Origin of the sequence: Streptomyces sp. NPDC002619, assembly GCF_042889305.1 — a bacterium.
Classification (GTDB): domain Bacteria; phylum Actinomycetota; class Actinomycetes; order Streptomycetales; family Streptomycetaceae; genus Streptomyces.
On the sequence record NZ_JBIAQV010000004.1, the window covers coordinates 90,715 to 109,309 of the forward strand.

Here is an 18,595-nt window from a genome sequence, read left to right on the forward strand (position 1 = left end):
CGACATCACCTGCCCGCCGACCGCGCCGCGCGAGGAGCCGCCATGCAGCAGGACAAGCACCCCGACTACCACCCCGTCGTCTTCCGCGACCGTGCCGCCGGTTACGCCTTCCTGACCCGGTCCACGGCGTCCAGCGACAAGACCATCGAGTGGGACGACGGCGAGACCTACCCAGTGGTCGACGTGGAGATCTCCTCGGAGAGCCACCCCTTCTACACGGGCAAGGCCCGCACGGTCGACTCGGAGGGCCGGATCGCCCAGTTCGAGCGGCGCTACGGCAAGACCGGGCAGGACTCCGCCTGAGGCGGCGAAGCCTCCCACGAAGTCCGAATCTGGCACGGACGGGCCCGCCGGACAGGCGGGCCCGTCCGTCAGATCACGTTGAGCGCCGCCGCGCAGCCCACCCCGCCGAGCAGCATGAATGCCGGCATCAGTATCTTCAGCTCGACCCAGCTGCCCGCCCGGAACCGTATCGCCCGCGGTGGCCCCAGCGGGTACCAGCGCTTGCGGCCCACCGGGATCGGCCACAGGATCGGGCAGCCGGAGACGGTCAGGGCGTCCCCGATGTCGTGCACCAGCGCTCCGAGCACGATCGGCAGCCCCAGCCACAGGTACTCCTGGCCGGGCTGGGTGAAGAGCCAGTCTGCGCCGTTGCCCGGCTTGTCCAGGACGTCCGCGAGGATCCACGCGCTCGTCGCGGCCAGCAGCCAGACCAGTACGTCGCTGCTGGAGCCGCGGGCGGCCCGCCACAGCAGGCCCTCGATCGCCAGCACCATGTGCACGAACAGGATCGCCAGCACCGCCCAGCGGCCTCCGGCGATCGCCAGGGCCGATGTGCCCGCGCCGATCAGGACCGCCCACAGCCAGGTGTGCGTCAGGGTGCGGTGCCCGCCCGAGCGCCGCGGGTCGCCCTTCTTCCTGGTCCCCTTGTAGACGGCGTAGGAGAGCGTGTCCACGATCTCGCACAGCCCGCGCGACAGCGGCCCGAAGGCGCGCGAGATGGTGGCCGCCTTGTGATCGAGGTCCGGGGCGAGCGCCGCACCCGCGCAGATCAGGGCGCCGACCAGAAGGACCGGCCAGGGCATCGTGTGCCCGGCCGCGGCGGCGGCCGCTCCGACGCCGAGCCAGGCCGCGGCCCCCGACAGTGAGTGTGCTGGTCCCATCATGGCCGCTGCCCGCCCCATTCCTCGTATCCCGCTGTCCAGTTGACCCGGTGCGCTGACGCTCTGTCGGCGACACAGCGTAGCGGTCGCGATCTTCGTCCCCGCAGCCGATTCCCCCATCAGACCGGACGCCAGGCAAGATGGGTCCGTGACCCTCATCGATCAGCTGCCGCCGACCGCCGACCCCGACGCCCTCTACGAAGCCTTCGAGTCGTGGGCCCAGGAGCGCGGTCTCACGCTCTACCCCCACCAGGAGGAGGCGCTGATCGAGGTGGTCTCCGGCGCGAACGTGATCGTGTCGACGCCCACCGGCTCCGGCAAGAGCATGATCGCCGCGGGCGCCCACTTCGCCGCGCTGGCCCGTGACGAGGTCACCTTCTACACGGCCCCGATCAAGGCGCTGGTGTCGGAGAAGTTCTTCGAGCTGTGCAAGCTCTTCGGCACCGAGAACGTGGGCATGCTGACCGGCGACGCCTCCGTCAACGCCGATGCCCCCGTGATCTGCTGCACCGCCGAGGTGCTCGCCTCGATCGCCCTGCGCGACGGCAAGGACGCGGACGTCGGCCAGGTCGTCATGGACGAGTTCCACTTCTACGCGGAGGGCGACCGCGGTTGGGCCTGGCAGATCCCGCTGCTGGAACTTCCGCAGGCCCAGTTCATCCTGATGTCGGCCACGCTCGGCGACGTGTCCTTCTTCGAGGAGGACCTCTCCCGCCGCACCGGCCGCCCCACCTCGGTGGTCCGCTCGGCCACCCGCCCGGTGCCGCTCTCCTACGAGTACAAGCTCACCCCGCTCACGGAGACGCTGACCGAACTGCTCGAGAGCCGGCAGGCGCCGGTCTACATCGTGCACTTCACGCAGGCGCAGGCCGTGGAGCGGGCGCAGGCACTGATGAGCATCAACATGTCCTCGCGGGAGGAGAAGGAGCAGATCGCCGAGCTGATCGGCAACTTCCGCTTCACCACCAAGTTCGGCCGCAACCTGTCCCGTTACGTGCGGCACGGCATCGGTGTGCATCACGCCGGCATGCTGCCCAAGTACCGGCGGCTGGTGGAGAAGCTCGCGCAGGCCGGTCTGCTGAAGGTCATCTGCGGCACCGACACGCTCGGCGTGGGCGTCAACGTGCCCATCCGTACCGTGCTGTTCACAGCGCTGACCAAGTACGACGGCAGCCGTGTCCGTACCTTGCGCGCCCGTGAGTTCCACCAGATCGCGGGCCGGGCCGGCCGGGCCGGTTTCGACACGGCCGGACTTGTCGTGGCGCAGGCTCCCGAGCACGTCATCGAGAACGAGAAGGCGCTGGCCAAGGCGGGCGATGACCCGAAGAAGCGCCGCAAGGTGGTGCGCAAGAAGGCACCAGAGGGCTTCGTCGGCTGGACGGAGAACACCTTCGAGAAGCTGATCGCCTCCGAGCCGGAGCCGCTGACGTCCCGTTTCCGTGTGACGCACACGATGCTGCTGTCGGTGATCGCCCGTCCCGGCAACGCCTTCGACGCCATGCGGCATCTGCTGGAGGACAACCACGAGCCACGCAAGCAGCAGCTCAGGCACATCCGGCGGGCGATCGCCATCTACCGCTCGCTCCTCGACGGCGGCATCGTCGAGAAGCTGGACAAGCCGGACGCCGAGGGCCGGATCGTGCGCCTCACGGTCGATCTGCAGCAGGACTTCGCACTCAACCAGCCGCTGTCCACGTTCGCACTGGCCGCGTTCGAGCTTCTTGACCCGGAGTCGCCGTCGTACGCCCTGGACATGGTGTCCGTCGTGGAGTCCACGCTGGACGACCCGCGGCAGATCCTGGTCGCCCAGCAGAACAAGGCGCGCGGCGAGGCCGTGGCCGCGATGAAGGCGGACGGCGTCGAGTACGAGGAGCGCATGGAACGCCTCCAGGACGTGACGTACCCGAAGCCGCTGGAAGAGCTGCTCTTCCACGCCTACAACACCTACCGCAAGAGTCACCCGTGGGTCGGGGATCATCCGCTGTCGCCGAAGTCGGTCATCCGTGACATGTACGAACGGGCGATGTCCTTCACGGAGGTGGTGTCCTTCTACGAACTGGCCCGCATCGAGGGCATCGTGCTGCGCTACCTCGCCGGCGCCTACAAGACCCTGGACCACACCGTCCCGGACGACATCAAGTCCGAGGACCTCCAGGACCTCATCGAGTGGCTCGGTGAGATGGTGCGCCAGGTCGACTCCAGCCTCCTGGACGAGTGGGAGCAGTTGGCCAACCCGGAGGAGATGACCGCCGAGGAGGCCCAGGAGAAGGCTGACGAGGTGAAGCCGGTCACCACCAACGCCCGGGCCTTCCGCGTCCTGGTCCGCAACGCGATGTTCCGCCGCGTGGAGCTCGCCGCCCTCGACCAGGTCGAGGAGCTGGGCGAGATGGATGCCGAGAGCGGCTGGGACGCGCAGGCGTGGGGCGAGGCGATGGACAAGTACTGGGACGAGTACGAGGACCTCGGCACCGGCCCCGACGCCCGTGGCCCGAAGCTGCTCGTGATCCAGGAGGAGCCGCGGAACGGCTTGTGGCGCGTGCGGCAGATCTTCGACGACCCGAACGACGACCACGACTGGGGCATCAGCGCGGAGGTCGACCTCACGGCCTCCGACGCGGAGGGCCGCGCGGTCGTCCGTATCACCGACGTCGGCCAGCTGTGACCGCAGGAGAATCCGGAGAATCCCACCCATGACGAACCCGGCCGACAGGCTCGTGGACCTGCTCGACCTGGAGCAGATCGAGGTCAACATATTCCGTGGCCGCAGCCCGCAGGAGTCCCTGCAGCGGGTCTTCGGCGGCCAGGTGGCGGGCCAGGCGCTGGTGGCCGCCGGGCGTACCACGGACGGCGACCGCCCGGTGCACTCGCTGCACGCGTACTTCCTGCGCCCCGGCCGGCCGGGCGTGCCGATCGTGTACCAGGTGGAGCGGATCCGGGACGGACGTTCGTTCACCACACGCCGGGTCACCGCCGTGCAGCACGGCCGCACGATATTCAATCTGACCGCCTCCTTTCACAAGCCTGAGGAAGGACCGTTCGAGCACCAACTGCCGCCGGCCCGCGAGGTGCCGGACCCGGAGTCCCTGCCGACGGTCACCGAGGAGATCCGCAAACACCTGTGCGCACTGCCCGAGCAGTGGGAGCGGATGGCGCGCCGCCAGCCCTTCGACATCCGTTACGTCGACCGGCTGCGGTGGAACGCCGAGGAGATCGAGGGCGCTGAGCCGCGCAGCGCCGTGTGGATGCGCGCGGTGGGTCCGTTGGGCGACGACCCGCTGGTGCACACGTGCGCGCTCACCTACGCGAGTGACATGACCCTGCTCGACGCGGTCCGTCTTCCCATAGAACCCCTGTGGGGCCAGCGGAACTTCGACATGGCCTCGCTGGACCACGCCATGTGGTTCCACCGGCCGTTCCGCGCGGACGAGTGGTTCCTGTACGACCAGGAGTCACCGATCGCGACCGGCGGCCGCGGTCTGGCACGCGGGCGCATCTACGACCTGGAGGGGCGCCTGCTCGTCTCGGTCGTCCAAGAAGGTCTGTTCAGGGCCCTGTAGAGCAGGGTGTCAGTGCCCTGTGGGCCGGGGCGTTCTGCGCAGCAGCCGGCCCAACAGGCCACGGGACGGCTCCGCCGGGTCGGGAGCCAGGTCGTCGGGTGGAGGCGCGGCCTCATTCGGGACTCCTGGCGTTCGCCGTGGTGGGACCTGGCGCGCCGCGGGTCGCGGCGCGGGCCGGTACGCGCGTGCCTCCTGCACCGCTCGTCCCAGGTCGCTGCGCAGCCAGCCGACCTCCTCCGGGCCGTCCGCCGTCATGATCTTCTCGGCGAGGTGCGCGGAGGGTGATCCCGGCGCACCGTGGGCGGGCGGCCCCGGCCGGAACCGGTTGAGATGGGCGCGTTCGTAGGGGTCCTTGACGACGTCCGCGACATGGGCGGCGTCGAGGAACGCGGCCACCGCCCCGGCGTGCTCCCATGGATCATGGGCCTGCCGCAGCAGGAACCCCAGGTGCCGTCCGCGCCAGTTGCGGGCGCGCAGGTCCGCTCCCGCTCCGAGTTGGCCGCGCAGCCGCTCGGGCGTCCGGCCCGTCAGCAGCGGCGCGTTCTTCTCGTCACCGGCAAACTGCCGCAGCTCTTCGGCGAGATAGAGCCAGACCACGGCTCGATAGCGGTTCAGATAGAACTTCACCGGTACGACCAGGCCCAGCCGCGCGAGGCGGGTGAACCGGCCCGGCGACAAGTCCATGAGGGTCGCGGCCTCCGTGGTGCCCACGGCCCTGACGCTCTCGCGGAGTGCTTCGGGGAAGCCGGCCGCCGAGCGCAGCCGGTCGATCTCGGCGCGTTCGACGCGGCGGCCTCCACCCGCTTCGTCGGGCACGGTGCGGATGCGTCCGAGGTGCACGGCGAGGTCGAACTCGCTTCGTTTGAGCTCCAGTTCACGTGCGGCGCGGCTCGGCGCGCAGGTGAGATGGTGCGGCTGGGTGATGGTGTGGCCCGACATGGTCGTACTCCCCCGTGGAGTCGCTGCTCACGCTGTGTGCGCTCGCCGTGACAAAAACCGTAGCCGCTCGGACGGATTTCGTGGCGAGCCTGTGGATAACTCCACGGGGCCGAAAAACGTGCAGGTCAGCGGTCCAGCGCACCTTCGGTGCGCGCCGGGGGCGTGGTAAATCCTGTGGCGCGCGCTGGGGTGCTTCCGTCTGCCTCTGACGTGGGCTGATACCGCTACGGGACGCTGGTGGGGTTCGTTCCGGCCGAAACCGATTGCTCTGTGATGCCGGTGAGCTCGCAGGTCAGCGTGGTGCTGGGGGCCGTCCACGGGAACCGTGGAGTGTTGCTGCGAGCACGTGCGTCAGAATTCCTGATTCACCTTGGTCCTCCCGGAACGGCGTACCGCTCGGCCGTTGAGTGAGGGAGTGGATCGGGACGTGGACGTGCTGCACGAACGCTGCGCCGGTGTGGACATCAGCAAGAAGGACGCCAAGGCGTGCGTCCGCACCCCGAGTACGAAACGGCGGGGGTCGTTCACGACCGAGACCACGACCTGGGGTTCGACGACGAACGCGGTGCTCGCCCTGCGAGAGCACCTGCTCGCCGCCGAGGTCACCCTGGTGGTGATCGAAGCGACGTCGGACTACTGGAAGCCCTTCTACTACCTGCTGGCCGGGGAGTTGAACGTGATCCTGGTCAACGCGCGGCAGGTCAAGAACCTGCCCGGCCGCAAGACGGACGTCTCGGACGCGGCCTGGCTGGCCCAGCTCGGCGCGCACGGCCTGGTGCGCCCCTCCTTCGTGCCGCCCCAGCCCGTGCGCGAGTTGCGGGACCTGACCCGGGCTCGCACCCAGATGACCCGCGAGCGCGGCCAGATCGTGCAGCGGCTGGAGAAACTGCTGGAGGACACCGGGATCAAACTGGCCGCGGTCGCCTCCGACATCATGGGGGTCTCCGGCCGGGCCATGCTGGAGGCGTTGACCTCCGGGGAACGCGACCCGCAGGTCCTCGCGGAGCTGGCCAAGCGCAGCCTCCGCAAGAAGATCCCCGAGCTTACCGAGGCACTGACCGGACGCTTCCGCGTGCACCATGCGTTCCTGACCCGCCTGCACCTGGACCACTACGACCAGCTCACCCACGCGATCCGGCAGTTGGACGAGCGGATCGAGGAGGCGATGGCCCCCTTTCGTCCCGCGCTCGACCTCCTGGACACCATCCCCGGGATCAACCGCGCCGTCGCCGAGGTGATCATCGCGGAGACCGGCGGCGACATGAGCCGGTTCGCCTCCGCCAGGCACCTCGCCTCCTGGGCCGGAGTCTGCCCCGGCCACCACGAGTCCGCCGGCCGCACCAAGAGCGCCAAGGTCCGCCCCGGCAATCCGTATCTCAAAGGCGCCCTTGGCCTGGCCGCGTTCGGCGCGGTGAGAACCAAGGACACCTACCTGCAGGCCCGTTACAAGCGGCTCACCGCCCGCCGCGGCCCGCTCAGGGCTCTGGTCGCCGTCGAACACTCGATCATCACCGCGATCTGGCACATGCTGACCGACCACAAGCCCTACCACGAGCTCGGCGGCACCTACTTCGCCCAGCGCGACCCTGAACGCGCCACCCGCCGCGCGATCAGCGCGCTCAACCAGCTCGGTTACACCGTCACCCTCAACCCGCTGGAAGGGGCGGCCTGACCAACCCGAGCCCGGACACCCGGCGACTGCCATGGCCACCGGGTAGCCAGCCCTGCCCACACCCATCCTGACCTGCTGCTATTTACGCGTCAGAGATCTGATGCAGGAGTGCGCTCGGGCTGTCGGGCGTCCACGCCGAGGTGCTCGCCGACCCGGTTGACGAGCAGTGTCATCTCGTAGGCGATCTGGCCGATGTCGGATTCCGCGCCGCTAAGCACACACAGACAGCTGCCGGCGCCGGCCGCGGTGACGAACAGGACGGCGTCGTCGTACTCGATCATCGTCTGGCGGACTCTGCCCGCGCCGAAGTGGCGTCCCGATCCCTTGGCCAGGCTGTGCAGTCCGGAGGCGACGGCGGCGAGATGCTCCGCGTCCTCGCGGCGAAGCCCCGTGCTCGCGCCTGTCACCAGTCCGTCATTGGACAGGACCAGCGCGTGCCGTACGTGTTCCACGCGCTCGGTCAGGTCGTCGAGCAGCCAGCCGAGTCCCTGGTTCTGCGCCATGTTCCATCTCCCCGTGTGACGTCGCCCCCTGACCGGAGGATGTCTCCGCCAGCCTTCCCCACGACCGCCGTCGCGGCAAGGAGGATGGGAGGCATGGCACAGAAGATGACCGACGAGGAATGGCGGGCGTTCGTGTCGCACGGCACCCGCACAGGCAAGCTGTCGACCGTAAGGGCCGACGGGAGCCCTCATGTGGCCCCGGTCTGGTTTCTGCTCGACGGGGACGAGGTGGTCTTCAACACCGGGAAGGAGACCCTGAAAGGGCGCAATCTGGCCCGTGACGGGCGTGTCGCCCTGTGCGTGGACGACGACCGCCCGCCGTTCCACTTCGTCGTGCTGAACGGCCGCGCCCGGCTTTCGGATGACCTCGACGAGGTGCGGCACTGGGCGACCAGGATCGCGGCCCGGTACATGGGTGAGGAGCGTGCCGAGGAGTTCGGTGCCCGAAACGGCGTTCCGGGCGAACTCCTCGTCCGTGTCCCCGTCGTCAAGGTCACAGCACTGAAGGACCTCACGGGCTGACAACCGGTCAGCCGACGGAGTCGAGGAGCCGCGCGGAGTGCGCCCGCCCGGCGTACTCGACCAGCCGGATCAGCACCTCCTTGCCCGAGTCGCGGTCACGGGCGTCGCACAGGACCACCGGTGTTCCCCGGTCGAGGTCGAGAGCGCGCGACACGTCGTGGGCGCCGTAGGTGCGGGCGCCGGCGAAGCAGTTGACGGCCACGACGAACGGGATGTGCCGGTGCTCGAAGTAGTCGACGGCCGGGAAGCATTCCTCCAGCCGCCGGGTGTCCGCGAGGACCACGGCGCCGAGGGCCCCTTGTGAGAGTTCGTCCCAGAGGAACCAGAAGCGGTCCTGGCCGGGGGTGCCGAACAGGTACAGGGAGAGTCCGGACCGGATGGTTATGCGCCCGAAGTCCATGGCGACGGTCGTCGTGACCTTGTGGTCCACGCCCCCGGTGTCGTCCACCGACTCGCCCGCTTCGCTGAGCAGTTCCTCGGTGCGCAGGGGCCGGATCTCGCTGACGGCGCCGACCAACGTCGTCTTGCCGACGCCGAATCCGCCGGCGACCAGTATCTTCAGCGCCAGGGGAGTCGTGTCGCCCGTATCGTCGGAGTGCGCGGAGACCATGATCACTTCTCTCGGGAGTTCCGGCCGCGATCGATGTCTGTGTGCGAAGTCGGCACCATGACAACTGTGGCTCCGCCGCGCGCGATCGGACCGCAATCCGCGCGATGTGATCGACTCGCGTCCGTTTGGTTCTGAACCTTCATCTAAAGTGCCCGCAACCCTTCGATGACCTCGCGCAGAATCCGTTCGTCGGGCAGTTGGGCCGGGGGCACAGGGCGGCTGACCGTCACGCAGCCGGTCTCCAGCAGGTCGCCCAGGAGCACCCTGACCACGCCCACGGGGAGGTCGGCACCCGTGGCGAGTTCGGCGACGGACTGCGTTTCGGGGCGGCACAGGTCGAGGAGCACCCGGTGCTCGGGGCCGAGCAGGGTGCCGCCGTCGACGACCTCAGCTCCGGGAATGAGCGTGACGAGCGCGATCAGGTCGAAGCGGATCCCGGTAGGTCCGGGTCTCGTACGGCCGCCCGTCATGGCGTACGGGCGCACCAGTGGCCCGGCCTCGTTGTCGTACCACTGGCTGCCCGGCTCCCGCCGGGCGGCCGTCGTGTCCTGGGTCATCGGTGGCGGACCCCCCTCTCGGCTCATCCGGCGGCGGGCGGCCGGGCCTCGACACGCGGGGGCGTGCCAAGGTGCTCGCCGACACGCTTGACCAGTCGTGCCATCTCATAAGCGACCAGGCCGATGTCGGCGGTCACGGCGCTGAGAACGGCGAGACACGAACCGTCTCCGGCGGCGGCCACGAAGAGGAAGGCGTCGTCCATCTCCACCATGGTCTGGCGTACGCCGCCTGCGCCGAAGTGCCGCCCCACGCCCTTGGCGAGGCTGTTGAAGCCCGAGGCCACGGCGGCGAGGTGCTCCGAGTCCTCCCGTTCGAGGTCGCTCGAGGCGCCGACCGCGAGTCCGTCGTTGGAGAGCACGACGGCGTGCCGTACCTCGCCCACGCGTGCCACCAGGTCGTCCAGCAGCCAGTCGAGTTCACGGGATCGCTGTGCGGCCCTCGTGCTCGGGTCCTGGATCATGCAGGGTCTCCTTCGCTGCTGTCACGGCCCGCTGCCGGGTCCGGTGCGGTACCGCTGCCTGGGGCGCGACGACACCGCCTCGCCGCCTGCTGCGGGGGTCCTCCTGGGGGTACGCATGGCCTCCTCGCTCGGTCGTGGTTCGGGGCGTCCTCAGGTGGCTCCGCTAGCGGGCGGCGGCGCTCTCGACCGGCCGCTGGGCGGAGGCGGATGCCTCGCGCTCCCCGGCGGTGGGCGACAGGGCGACGAAGGCCGAGGTGAGGAACAGAAAGGACCCGAGGCCGACGGCGAGGGGGAAGATGAACTGCATCGCCGTGGCCCCGGGCAGGAGAGAGCCGGAGGGGGTGACCCGCACGCTCACCGCGAACATCCCGGTGTAGTGCATGCTGCTGACGGCCGCTCCCATGACGAGGGAGACGACAGTGACCGCGGCGGGCGACTTGATGTTGAGTCCCGCCCACAGGGCCGCGGTGGCGGCGACCACGGCGATGAGCACGGACAGAGCGACGAGCAACGGGTCGTACCTCACGTCGCCGTGCAGCCGTACGGCCGCCATGCCGAGGTAGTGCATGCTCGCGACGCCCAGACCCGTGGTGAGACCGCCCAGGATCAGCGCACGGGTGCGGTCACGGCTGTAGCCGGCGGCGAAGACGCCCGCGCAGACGACGGCCATGGCGACGAGGAGGCTGAGGATGGTCAGCGGCACGTCGTAGCGGATGCCGGTGCCGCTGACGCCGAAGCCGAGCATGGCCACGAAGTGCATGGTCCAGATGCCGGTGCCGAGCGCGGAGGCCGCGGTCACCAGCCAGTTGCGCCGCGAGCGGCCCGTACTGCCGAGCGCACGGACGGTGCAACGCAGTCCCAGTGCGGCGCCGATGCACGCCATCGCGTACGACAGCACAGGGGTCAGCCAGCCGAAGGTGGCATGGTCCAGGTGTCCCATGGGCCGGGAACCTAGCCGGGGCAGAGACGCACGATGGGGGCGCATTTCGAAAGGTGCCGGAATGTGGCGGAGAGATGCGCTGGAACGATCGCGTCACGTTCGAACATGCGCGCCCGGGCATCCTCCGTGCCGGTGAGGGATCATGCCGAACATGAGCGACGACCACACACACGTCCAGGAGTTCTTCACCGCGCGCGCGGCCGACTGGGACAGCCGCTTTCCCGACGACGGTCCCGCCTACGCGGCCGCCGTCGCGGACCTCGGGGTGCGCGCGGGAGACCGTGTGCTCGACGCGGGATGCGGCACGGGGCGCGCCCTGCCACCGCTGCGGGCCGCCGTGGGCCCGTCGGGGGTGGTCGTGGGCGTCGACCTGACCCCGGCGATGCTCCAGGCCGCCGTACGGGCCGGGAGGGATCGTGACGGTCGGCTGCTGCTCGCCGATGTCGCCGCGCTGCCGCTGCGCTCGGAGTGCCTGGACGCCGTCTTCGCTGCGGGCCTCGTCGCACATCTGCCCCATCCCGTGGAGAACCTGCGGGAGTTGGCGCGTGTGGTGCGGCCGGGCGGCGCTCTGGCGCTGTTCCATCCGATCGGACGGGCCGCTCTGGCAGCGCGGCAGGGCCGCAGGATCACGCCGGACGATCTGCGCGCGGAAGCCAACCTGCGTCCTCTGCTGGCCGGTTCCGGGTGGCGCATGACGTCGTACGCCGACGAGGACGCCCGCTTCCTCGCGCTGGCGGTCCGGGAGGGCTGACCGCGACACCGTCAGGCCCGTCCGGCGACCTCGGCGACGAAGGTGTCCGGGTTGTCGAACATGACGTTGTGCCCGGCGGCCGACACGGTCACCACCCGCACTCCGGCCGCTTCCAGACGCTCCCTGCCGGCGAGTTCGCCGCTGAGCTCGCCCTGCAGATACACCCTGTCGATCGTCAACTCCTCCAGGATGGTGCGCATGACAGGGTCCGAGCCGCGCACCAGTCCGACGGCGGTGCGGTGCAGCGCGCGCGGGTCCGCCAGCCGCATCGTCGCCGCCCAGAGTGGGCCGACCTTGTCCAGCACGCGCGCGTGGGCACTCTCGACGAACTCGTCCTCCTCGTAGGAGGCGATACCGCTGCTTCCGGCGGCCGGAGGCGGGAAGGCGTCGAGGTTGGCCTCCGTGAGGACGAGCCGGGATACAAGCTCGGGCCGCCTGTGGGCGAGCACGAGGGCGACCGCACCGCCCATGCTGTGGGCGATCAGCTCGGCGCCGCCGAGACCCGCCGCGTCCAGCGCCACCGCCAGGGCGTCGGCGTTCTCCTCCAGCGTGTAGCCGAAGTGTTCGGGCCGGTCACTGATGCCGTGACCGGGCAGATCGACGAACAGGCTGTGCCGGCCCGCGAGTTCGGGGCGGGCCGCCACGTGCGCGTGGTACACGGCGGAGACCGAGCCCAGTCCATGCACGTACACGCGCGCGGGTTCCGCGCCGGGCGTCTCCGTCCATCGGATGCAGTTCCCCTTGCCGTCGAACTCGGCCTGCTTCATGACGTCCTCCTGGGTGGCGCCGGTGTCGTCGAGGACGATACCTCAGTCACGAGGTATCAGTAAACCGATGTATACACCTCACGATGTACAGAGAGCCTGAGGGAGAATGCGGTCATGCTGGAACTCGCCATCCTCGGATTCCTGTACGACACACCGCTGCACGGCTATGTCCTGCGCAAGCAGATCGCGGCCCTGACCGGGCATGTCCGGCCCGTCGCCGAGAGCACGCTGTATCCCGCGATCAAGCGTCTGGAGAAGGCGGGCCTGCTGGCCCGGGCCACCGAACCGGGCTCCGTGGCCGCCCCGCGCCACGTACTCACGCTCACCGAGGAGGGCCGGCGCGAGTTGCGCCGCAGGCTGGCCGAACCGACGCAGCGCGACGTCACGGACGAGAACCGCTGGTTCACGGTGCTCGCGTTCCTCCGGCACCTCGACGACTTCGGCGCCCAGGCGGCGGTGCTACGGCGCCGACTCGCCTTCCTGGAGGAGCCGGCCAGCTTCTTCTACGACGGCGACCGGCCGCTGCGCGCCGAAGAGCTGGACGATCCCTTCCGTCGGGGCATCCTCACCATCGCCCGGGCCACGAGCCGGGCCGAACTCACCTGGCTGCGCGACACCATCGCCTCACTGGACGCCACCGGCCCCTGAGGCGGGCGCCGCACACACTTCACCGCGGCGCCCCTCTTCTGTGGCCCGGACTCCAACTCTACGTTGAACAGGAGCAGATGAACGATCAGGCACGACACCACGCAAGGGGAAGGTGCACCGCATGTTCGACAGGATCCGCGCATACTTCGCCAGATTTCGCACTTCCACCGACATGACGTCGACCGGTGTTCGTGAAAGGCGCACACACAACTTGTTCGATGCTGCCGCCGCCTACGTCTCCGCCAGCGCGGAGGACGACCAGGACCGGATGGACGAGGCCGCTGCCTGGGTGTCGCCGGAGGCGCTGTCGTTCGGGGTGAGCGAGCTGGCATGCCGGGCCGTGATCGCGCTGGCCCGCGAGCGCGACGAGTCTCCGCGTACGGTGGCCCGGGATCTGCTCGGACTGCCCGTGAGCTGACCCGTGACGGGCTCCCGGCCGTCGATCTGCGGTCGATTCGCCCCCTCCAGGGTGGAAAACTGCAGCTCCGGGCGTGATGAGGTGTCGTGACAACCACCTTCCGCTCGCACTAGGGTGCGCGCCGTTGGACGAACGACTGGGGAGGCTGGGATGGCCGGGACGGACGAGGAGGCCGTCGCCGCGGACGATGCGCTCTATGTGCTCACGGCGGTGCTGCTGACGCCGGCGCAGTTTCCGAGCGTGCTGGGCGACGACTATCCGGAGGCCTGCGCGGCGCTCGGCCTCGCGCCGCTGGCCGACGGCTACGGCCTGGTGCTCGGCCAGGACGGCGACGGCTCGCGCTGGACGGTCGTCATCGACGACGTCTCGCTGGTCGCCGTGGCGATCGCGTCCTGGGACTGCGGCATGGAGTACGACCTGTCGCCGGACGAGCGCACGGTCGTCGCCGCACTGCCCGGCTGGCCCCTGGCGGTCGCCGTGGCAGCTCCTGGGGTGCCCGCGCCCCACGATCCCGGCCCTGATGTCGCGGACGGGCCGCCGCTGGCGCCGCCGGACACCAGCACCTGGGGCCCGGCCCAGCGGCGGCTGGGTGCGGACGAGATCGCGTTGCAGTGGGCGGTCTGGCGGGAGCAGATCGACGACGCCGACTTCCCGGTGCCGGGCGGCGATCCGCAGGAGCAGGAGACCGGGGACGCGACGCCCGATGGCGAGTCGGAAGCCCCCAAGGGTCACCGTGGTATCCAGCGCGTACTGGCGGAGGCCCGCGCGTACGTGAGCGCGCCGCCGCCGCTCGGCCGGGTCCGCTCGTCGTTCGCGCCAGGTGACGCGAGAACCCTGCGTGCCGACGGCCCGGGCTGGTCGATGGTGGCTCGCACCGACGACATCGCGTTCGTCCTGCTGGACGAAGAGCCCGGCGAGGTGCTCCCGGTGGGCCGGGGCCCTGAACTGCCCGGCCTCCTGGAGGCACTCGACAAGATGGCCGTACGGCCCAGCTGACGCGGACGGGCGGCAAGGGCAGCAGGCCGAGGCCGGCGACGTCCCGTGTCCGGCCAGTGGCGCTCACCGCCAACTGGTCGGACTCCCTTGACCGGCACGGGAGTTCACTGCTCGGGCCCTGTGCTCTGCCCCTATGACCGCGCACGGCTCCGTGTGGTCCCAACCCATGGATGGCGTCGGCCCCGGACAGCACCATGAGGCAGCCCAACCGCCTTGTGCCGAAGACCCGGAGGCCTCATGCGCCTGTCCCGAACCGCCCCCTTCATCGCCGCCTCCGTCATGGCGGCGGCCCTCTCGTGGCCCGCTCCGGCCACGGCCGCCGACGGCGGCCACTGTGCCCGTCAGGACGTCGTCCGGGTGCCGGGCGCGGACTTCCAGCGGAGCGCCTGTCTCGCGGACCTGACGACCACAGGTCTGGCCGGTACGCCGTACACGGACATGGCGGACCAGGCAGGCCTGACGGCCAGAGGGACCCGCACTCCGTCCGCGGTGCCCGGGGTACAGATCGACGGGTATTTCCCGGACACCTCGCACTTCAACGCCACGCACGGCTGGCAGCACGACGCACAGTTCGTGATCCGGCTGCCGGACCATTGGAACGGCGGTCTCGTCGTCACCGGCGCACCGGGCACGCGCCGGCAGTACTCCACGGACACGGCGATCTCGGACCGGGTGCTGGCCCAGGGGTACGCGTACGCGGCGACCGACAAGGGCAACAGCGGCACGGACTTCTACCGCGACGGAGCCCGGCCGGGTGACGCGGTCGCGGAGTGGAACGCGCGGACCACGCAGCTCACCCGGGCGGCGAAGCGCGCAGTGGCCCAGCGCTACGGCAAGGCGCCACGGCGGACGTACATGACCGGCATGTCCAACGGGGGCTATCTGACGCGCTGGCAGCTGGAAAACCATCCCGAGCTCTACGACGGCGGCGTGGACTGGGAGGGCACCCTGTGGACGACGCGGGGCCCCAACCTCTTCACCACGCTCCCCACGGCCGTCGCGTGGGCGCTCGGATCGGCCCGGGACGAGGATCTGTACCGGGCGGGCTTCGGCCACGGTTCCGAGTTCCTGTGGCCGTACTACGCGAAGGCCTACTGGGGAGTGACCCAGAAGATCTACCGCGCCGAATTCGACCCCGCCTACGACACCGGCTGCCCCGGTCCCTCCGCCGGGACGACCACCGAGGAGATCCTGGCACCCTGCGCCTCGGACGCCGCCTATTCCTACGCCGAGCGCCCCGGGACCGTCCGGCACGCCGTGGCCGGGGTGGCGTTGTCCGGCCGGATCGGCAAGCCGCTGATCACGCTCCACGGCGATCTGGACGCCCTGCTGCCCAAGGCCTCGGACTCCGACGTGTACGCGCGCATGATCGACGCACACGGTCGTGGAGCACTCCACCGCTACTACACGGTCCAGGGAGGCACGCACGTCGACGGGCTGTACGACACCTTCCCGGACCGGTTGCGCCCGATCCTGCCGTGCTACCGGTCGGCGTTCGACACACTCGTCGCCTGGGTGGAGCGAGGCACCACGCCGCCCGCGGACCGTACCGTCGGCAGGCCCGCGAGCGGCGATGTGGTCGACTCCTGCGCCCTGGACGGGCACGAAGCCGGACGCTAGCGCCTCAGCGGCCGAGTTCCTTTCGCGCGGCCCTGCGCAGCCTGCGCCGCTGCGAGGGATCCAGCGTGAGGTACGCGGCCGCCGGCACTCCCACCACGATCAGGAACGCCACCCACCAGGGCAGCCAGATCAACAGGATGAGCCCGACCGCCACACCCCCTGCGGCGATCTTCGCGTTCTTCGACATGAGCGTCGCCTCCTTCGCGGCCACTGCCGCTCTCTGTTCTGAAAACGGGCCCGCGCTTCCCGCGGTTCCGGACGGCGACCCTGAGACATCCCTGAGGCGCGCCCCTGACGCGCCCCTGAGGACCCTCACCTGCCCGCCAAATCGAACACCTGGTGAAGTGGCTCAGCACACAGCCTAGCCATTCCGGACCGACCCATCGATGGGCTGTACCCGCCCACGGCGACTCCGATCCAGGCAGTCATCAGTACATGGAGGGCGAAGCGCTCGCACGCGCGCGTGCGGCACCGGAGGCGCCCGGGACGAGGCCGAGCCTTCCGGCTGTGCCAGACGGCACGCCTGCGCAGTTCCTCCACAATCCGACGAACGCACGACGTTCTTCATTAACCGGGTGCGTGTGCGGCGTTCCGCCGGAGAACCAACTCTGGCCACTGTCAACGAACTTGTTCCCAGGAGGCCCCGATGTCCCCGCACGCCACCGGCCGGCGCCACATCCACCGTTCCGTCGCGAGGGGCCTGCCCCTCGCCCTGGCGGCCGCCCTCGTGGCGGCCGGCACAGCCACGGCGTCGCCCTCCGGGGAGGCGCATGTCGTCCGTACGGCCACGCTCGGGGACATCCCGCTCGGCGCGTTCAGCAACGCCCTGCTGCCCGGGACCGTCGACAACGACCGGGGCGTGGACCTCGGCGGCATCGGCAGCGACATCTACCCGACGGGCCGCAGCGGCGAGTACTGGACGGTGACCGACCGCGGGCCCAACGGCCAGATCAAGGTGGACGGCCAGAAGCGCCGCACGTTCCCGGTTCCGGGCTTCGACCCGGCCATCGTCAAGATCCGGATGTCGGGCGACAGCGTCAAGGTGATCGACGCGATCCCCCTCACCACGTCGTCCGGCAAGCCCGTCACCGGACTGTCCAACCAACAGAGCCGCGACGAGGCGCCGTACACCTACGACGCGAAGACGCTGCTGCCGTACAACCCCAACGGCGTGGACACCGAGGGCATCGTGCGGGCCGCGGACGGAACCTTCTGGCTCGTCGACGAGTACGGCCCGTCGCTGATCCACCTCTCCGCGCGCGGCAAGGTGCTCACCCGCTACGTGCCCAAGGGGCTGAACCTCACCGGTGCCGACTACCCGGTGGTGGAGGCGCTGCCGTCCGTGCTGCTGCACCGGAAGATCAACCGCGGCTTCGAGGGACTGGCCCAACTGCCCGGCGGTGACCTGGTGATAGCCGTTCAGAGCCCGCTATCGCTGCCGGACGGGGACGCCGGCAACGCCTCGCTCAACACGCGTCTGCTGCGGTTCTCGCCGAAGAAGAAGGCGGTCACCGCGGAGTACGCCTACCGGTTCGACCCGGTGAACGTCGTCGACCCGAGCGAGGACGACACCTCCGAGCTGAAGATCTCGTCGGTGGTCGCCGTCGGCGGCGACCGGCTGCTCGTCGAGGAGCGCACCGACAAGGCGGCCCGGCTGCAGTTGGTGAAGCTCGGGCACCAGGCGAACATCCTGGGCAGCTCCTGGGACGACGACACGACGTCTCCCTCGGTGGAACAGCTGGACGACCCTGCCGCCGCAGGCGTTCCGGTCCTGGCCAAGCGACTCGTGGTCGACCTGGGCAAGGTGAGCGGGGTGCCGGGGAAGATCGAGGGCGTCGCGCGCGTGGACCGCGACACCCTGGCACTCATCAACGACAACGACTTCGGGATGACGGACGGCACCGGTGCCTTCGACGCGCAGGGCCGCCTCATCGACAGCGGCATCGAGACGACCGTGGTCTACGTCCGGCTGCCCCACGGCATCTGACGGGAGTCGTCCCTAGGGCAGTTCCCCGGTGAGGGAGGGGAGGAGCGACGCCAGGTCGCTCGGAAACTCGCTGGGGAACTCCGACGGCAGCCCGCTCGGCAGTTCGGTGGGGATGCCGAGGGACGGCCGGGACGAGCCGCTCGTGCTCGCACTGCTCCGTGCGGGCTGTTCGTCGTCCGGTGAGCCGTCGCCTCCGGAGGCCATCAGCATGACGGTGGCGACGGCTACCGCCGCCACGAGCACGACGAGCGCGGCGAACAGCGGCCCCCGGCGCCTTGCCGGAGGGCCGGGCGGGTGGGGCGGTACGGGCGGAATGGCCATGCGGTCCAGATTCGCCGCGGACCGGTCATGACGCGACCCCCGCACGGAAGCTGATACGGACCCATGTCATGGACGGCATGATTCCGAGGCCTTCCGCGCGGGGGTCGGCCGGTGCAACACGCGCGCGTGGAGCGACGGCAGGAATGGTCGCCTCACGCGCGCG

Annotated in this window: 21 protein-coding genes; 11 read left to right on the top strand and 10 right to left on the bottom strand. The window is 70.0% G+C overall.

Annotated features, from left to right (window positions below):
- Positions 1 to 42 precede the first annotated feature (42 nt).
- Entirely contained in the window at positions 43 to 303 is a 261-nt protein-coding gene (locus ACFYXB_RS09670; protein ID WP_351349511.1) for a type B 50S ribosomal protein L31, read from the top strand.
- 68 nt (positions 304 to 371) lie between these two features.
- Here the strand turns inward: ACFYXB_RS09670 and ACFYXB_RS09675 are convergent, their stop codons facing one another.
- Positions 372 to 1,166: a metal-dependent hydrolase gene (locus ACFYXB_RS09675; protein ID WP_351349513.1), complete on the bottom strand. Its 795-nt coding sequence runs from the start codon at positions 1,164 to 1,166 to the stop codon at positions 372 to 374.
- A gap of 145 nt (positions 1,167 to 1,311) precedes the next feature.
- On the opposite strand from ACFYXB_RS09675, the gene ACFYXB_RS09680 reads away from it, so the two are divergent.
- Both ACFYXB_RS09680 and ACFYXB_RS09685 read left to right on the top strand, forming a co-directional pair.
- Complete coding sequence (locus ACFYXB_RS09680) at positions 1,312 to 3,825, top strand: DUF3516 domain-containing protein (RefSeq protein ID WP_389579725.1); 2,514 nt, start codon at positions 1,312 to 1,314, stop codon at positions 3,823 to 3,825.
- A gap of 28 nt (positions 3,826 to 3,853) precedes the next feature.
- Positions 3,854 to 4,720 carry an acyl-CoA thioesterase gene (locus ACFYXB_RS09685; protein ID WP_389579727.1) on the top strand — a complete coding sequence of 289 codons (867 nt, stop codon included), beginning with the start codon at positions 3,854 to 3,856 and terminating at the stop codon, positions 4,718 to 4,720.
- Positions 4,721 to 4,729: 9 nt separating this feature from the next.
- Here the strand turns inward: ACFYXB_RS09685 and ACFYXB_RS09690 are convergent, their stop codons facing one another.
- The gene (locus ACFYXB_RS09690) at positions 4,730 to 5,659 is read right to left on the bottom strand and encodes a DUF6397 family protein (protein ID WP_389579729.1); all 930 of its coding nucleotides are present in this window, start codon (positions 5,657 to 5,659) and stop codon (positions 4,730 to 4,732) included.
- Positions 5,660 to 6,086: 427 nt separating this feature from the next.
- Between ACFYXB_RS09690 and ACFYXB_RS09695 the strand changes: the two genes are divergently transcribed.
- Positions 6,087 to 7,331 carry an IS110 family transposase gene (locus ACFYXB_RS09695; RefSeq protein ID WP_389580244.1) on the top strand — a complete coding sequence of 415 codons (1,245 nt, stop codon included), beginning with the start codon at positions 6,087 to 6,089 and terminating at the stop codon, positions 7,329 to 7,331.
- Positions 7,332 to 7,420: 89 nt separating this feature from the next.
- Here the strand turns inward: ACFYXB_RS09695 and ACFYXB_RS09700 are convergent, their stop codons facing one another.
- Positions 7,421 to 7,834, bottom strand: a complete 414-nt coding sequence (locus ACFYXB_RS09700; protein WP_189317448.1) for a roadblock/LC7 domain-containing protein — start codon at positions 7,832 to 7,834, stop codon at positions 7,421 to 7,423.
- Positions 7,835 to 7,927: 93 nt separating this feature from the next.
- Between ACFYXB_RS09700 and ACFYXB_RS09705 the strand changes: the two genes are divergently transcribed.
- Positions 7,928 to 8,356, top strand: a complete 429-nt coding sequence (locus tag ACFYXB_RS09705; protein WP_389579731.1) for a PPOX class F420-dependent oxidoreductase — start codon at positions 7,928 to 7,930, stop codon at positions 8,354 to 8,356.
- A gap of 7 nt (positions 8,357 to 8,363) precedes the next feature.
- Here the strand turns inward: ACFYXB_RS09705 and ACFYXB_RS09710 are convergent, their stop codons facing one another.
- From ACFYXB_RS09710 to ACFYXB_RS09725, 4 genes are all read right to left on the bottom strand, one after another.
- Positions 8,364 to 8,966, bottom strand: coding sequence for an ATP/GTP-binding protein (locus tag ACFYXB_RS09710; protein WP_389579733.1), 603 nt, complete (start codon positions 8,964 to 8,966; stop codon positions 8,364 to 8,366).
- Between the two features lie 143 nt (positions 8,967 to 9,109).
- Positions 9,110 to 9,523 (bottom strand): DUF742 domain-containing protein, encoded by a 414-nt coding sequence (locus tag ACFYXB_RS09715; RefSeq protein ID WP_363290393.1) that lies wholly within the window; start codon positions 9,521 to 9,523, stop codon positions 9,110 to 9,112.
- Positions 9,524 to 9,546: 23 nt separating this feature from the next.
- Entirely contained in the window at positions 9,547 to 9,984 is a 438-nt protein-coding gene (locus ACFYXB_RS09720; RefSeq protein ID WP_389579736.1) for a roadblock/LC7 domain-containing protein, read from the bottom strand.
- A gap of 163 nt (positions 9,985 to 10,147) precedes the next feature.
- Positions 10,148 to 10,924 (bottom strand): MHYT domain-containing protein, encoded by a 777-nt coding sequence (locus ACFYXB_RS09725; protein ID WP_389579739.1) that lies wholly within the window; start codon positions 10,922 to 10,924, stop codon positions 10,148 to 10,150.
- Between the two features lie 151 nt (positions 10,925 to 11,075).
- Here ACFYXB_RS09725 and ACFYXB_RS09730 point away from each other — a divergent pair, with 151 nt between their 5' ends.
- Positions 11,076 to 11,675, top strand: coding sequence for a class I SAM-dependent methyltransferase (locus tag ACFYXB_RS09730; protein WP_389579742.1), 600 nt, complete (start codon positions 11,076 to 11,078; stop codon positions 11,673 to 11,675).
- Between the two features lie 11 nt (positions 11,676 to 11,686).
- Here the strand turns inward: ACFYXB_RS09730 and ACFYXB_RS09735 are convergent, their stop codons facing one another.
- Positions 11,687 to 12,442, bottom strand: coding sequence for an alpha/beta fold hydrolase (locus ACFYXB_RS09735; protein WP_389579745.1), 756 nt, complete (start codon positions 12,440 to 12,442; stop codon positions 11,687 to 11,689).
- A gap of 114 nt (positions 12,443 to 12,556) precedes the next feature.
- Between ACFYXB_RS09735 and ACFYXB_RS09740 the strand changes: the two genes are divergently transcribed.
- The 4 genes from ACFYXB_RS09740 (at position 12,557) to ACFYXB_RS09755 (ending at position 16,124) form a co-directional block, all read left to right on the top strand.
- Positions 12,557 to 13,090, top strand: coding sequence for a PadR family transcriptional regulator (locus ACFYXB_RS09740; RefSeq protein ID WP_389579748.1), 534 nt, complete (start codon positions 12,557 to 12,559; stop codon positions 13,088 to 13,090).
- 121 nt (positions 13,091 to 13,211) lie between these two features.
- Positions 13,212 to 13,508 carry a hypothetical protein gene (locus tag ACFYXB_RS09745; RefSeq protein ID WP_389579751.1) on the top strand — a complete coding sequence of 99 codons (297 nt, stop codon included), beginning with the start codon at positions 13,212 to 13,214 and terminating at the stop codon, positions 13,506 to 13,508.
- 150 nt (positions 13,509 to 13,658) lie between these two features.
- Positions 13,659 to 14,504: a hypothetical protein gene (locus tag ACFYXB_RS09750; protein WP_351353958.1), complete on the top strand. Its 846-nt coding sequence runs from the start codon at positions 13,659 to 13,661 to the stop codon at positions 14,502 to 14,504.
- A 237-nt stretch (positions 14,505 to 14,741) separates the two neighbouring features.
- Positions 14,742 to 16,124 (top strand): tannase/feruloyl esterase family alpha/beta hydrolase, encoded by a 1,383-nt coding sequence (locus ACFYXB_RS09755; RefSeq protein ID WP_351353955.1) that lies wholly within the window; start codon positions 14,742 to 14,744, stop codon positions 16,122 to 16,124.
- Positions 16,125 to 16,128: 4 nt separating this feature from the next.
- Here the strand turns inward: ACFYXB_RS09755 and ACFYXB_RS09760 are convergent, their stop codons facing one another.
- The gene (locus ACFYXB_RS09760; protein WP_351353952.1) at positions 16,129 to 16,311 is read right to left on the bottom strand and encodes a hypothetical protein; all 183 of its coding nucleotides are present in this window, start codon (positions 16,309 to 16,311) and stop codon (positions 16,129 to 16,131) included.
- Positions 16,312 to 16,770: 459 nt separating this feature from the next.
- Here ACFYXB_RS09760 and ACFYXB_RS09765 point away from each other — a divergent pair, with 459 nt between their 5' ends.
- Positions 16,771 to 18,111, top strand: coding sequence for an esterase-like activity of phytase family protein (locus ACFYXB_RS09765; RefSeq protein ID WP_389579755.1), 1,341 nt, complete (start codon positions 16,771 to 16,773; stop codon positions 18,109 to 18,111).
- A 12-nt stretch (positions 18,112 to 18,123) separates the two neighbouring features.
- Here ACFYXB_RS09765 and ACFYXB_RS09770 read toward each other — a convergent pair whose 3' ends face one another.
- Positions 18,124 to 18,432: a hypothetical protein gene (locus tag ACFYXB_RS09770; protein WP_389579757.1), complete on the bottom strand. Its 309-nt coding sequence runs from the start codon at positions 18,430 to 18,432 to the stop codon at positions 18,124 to 18,126.
- Positions 18,433 to 18,595 lie beyond the last annotated feature (163 nt).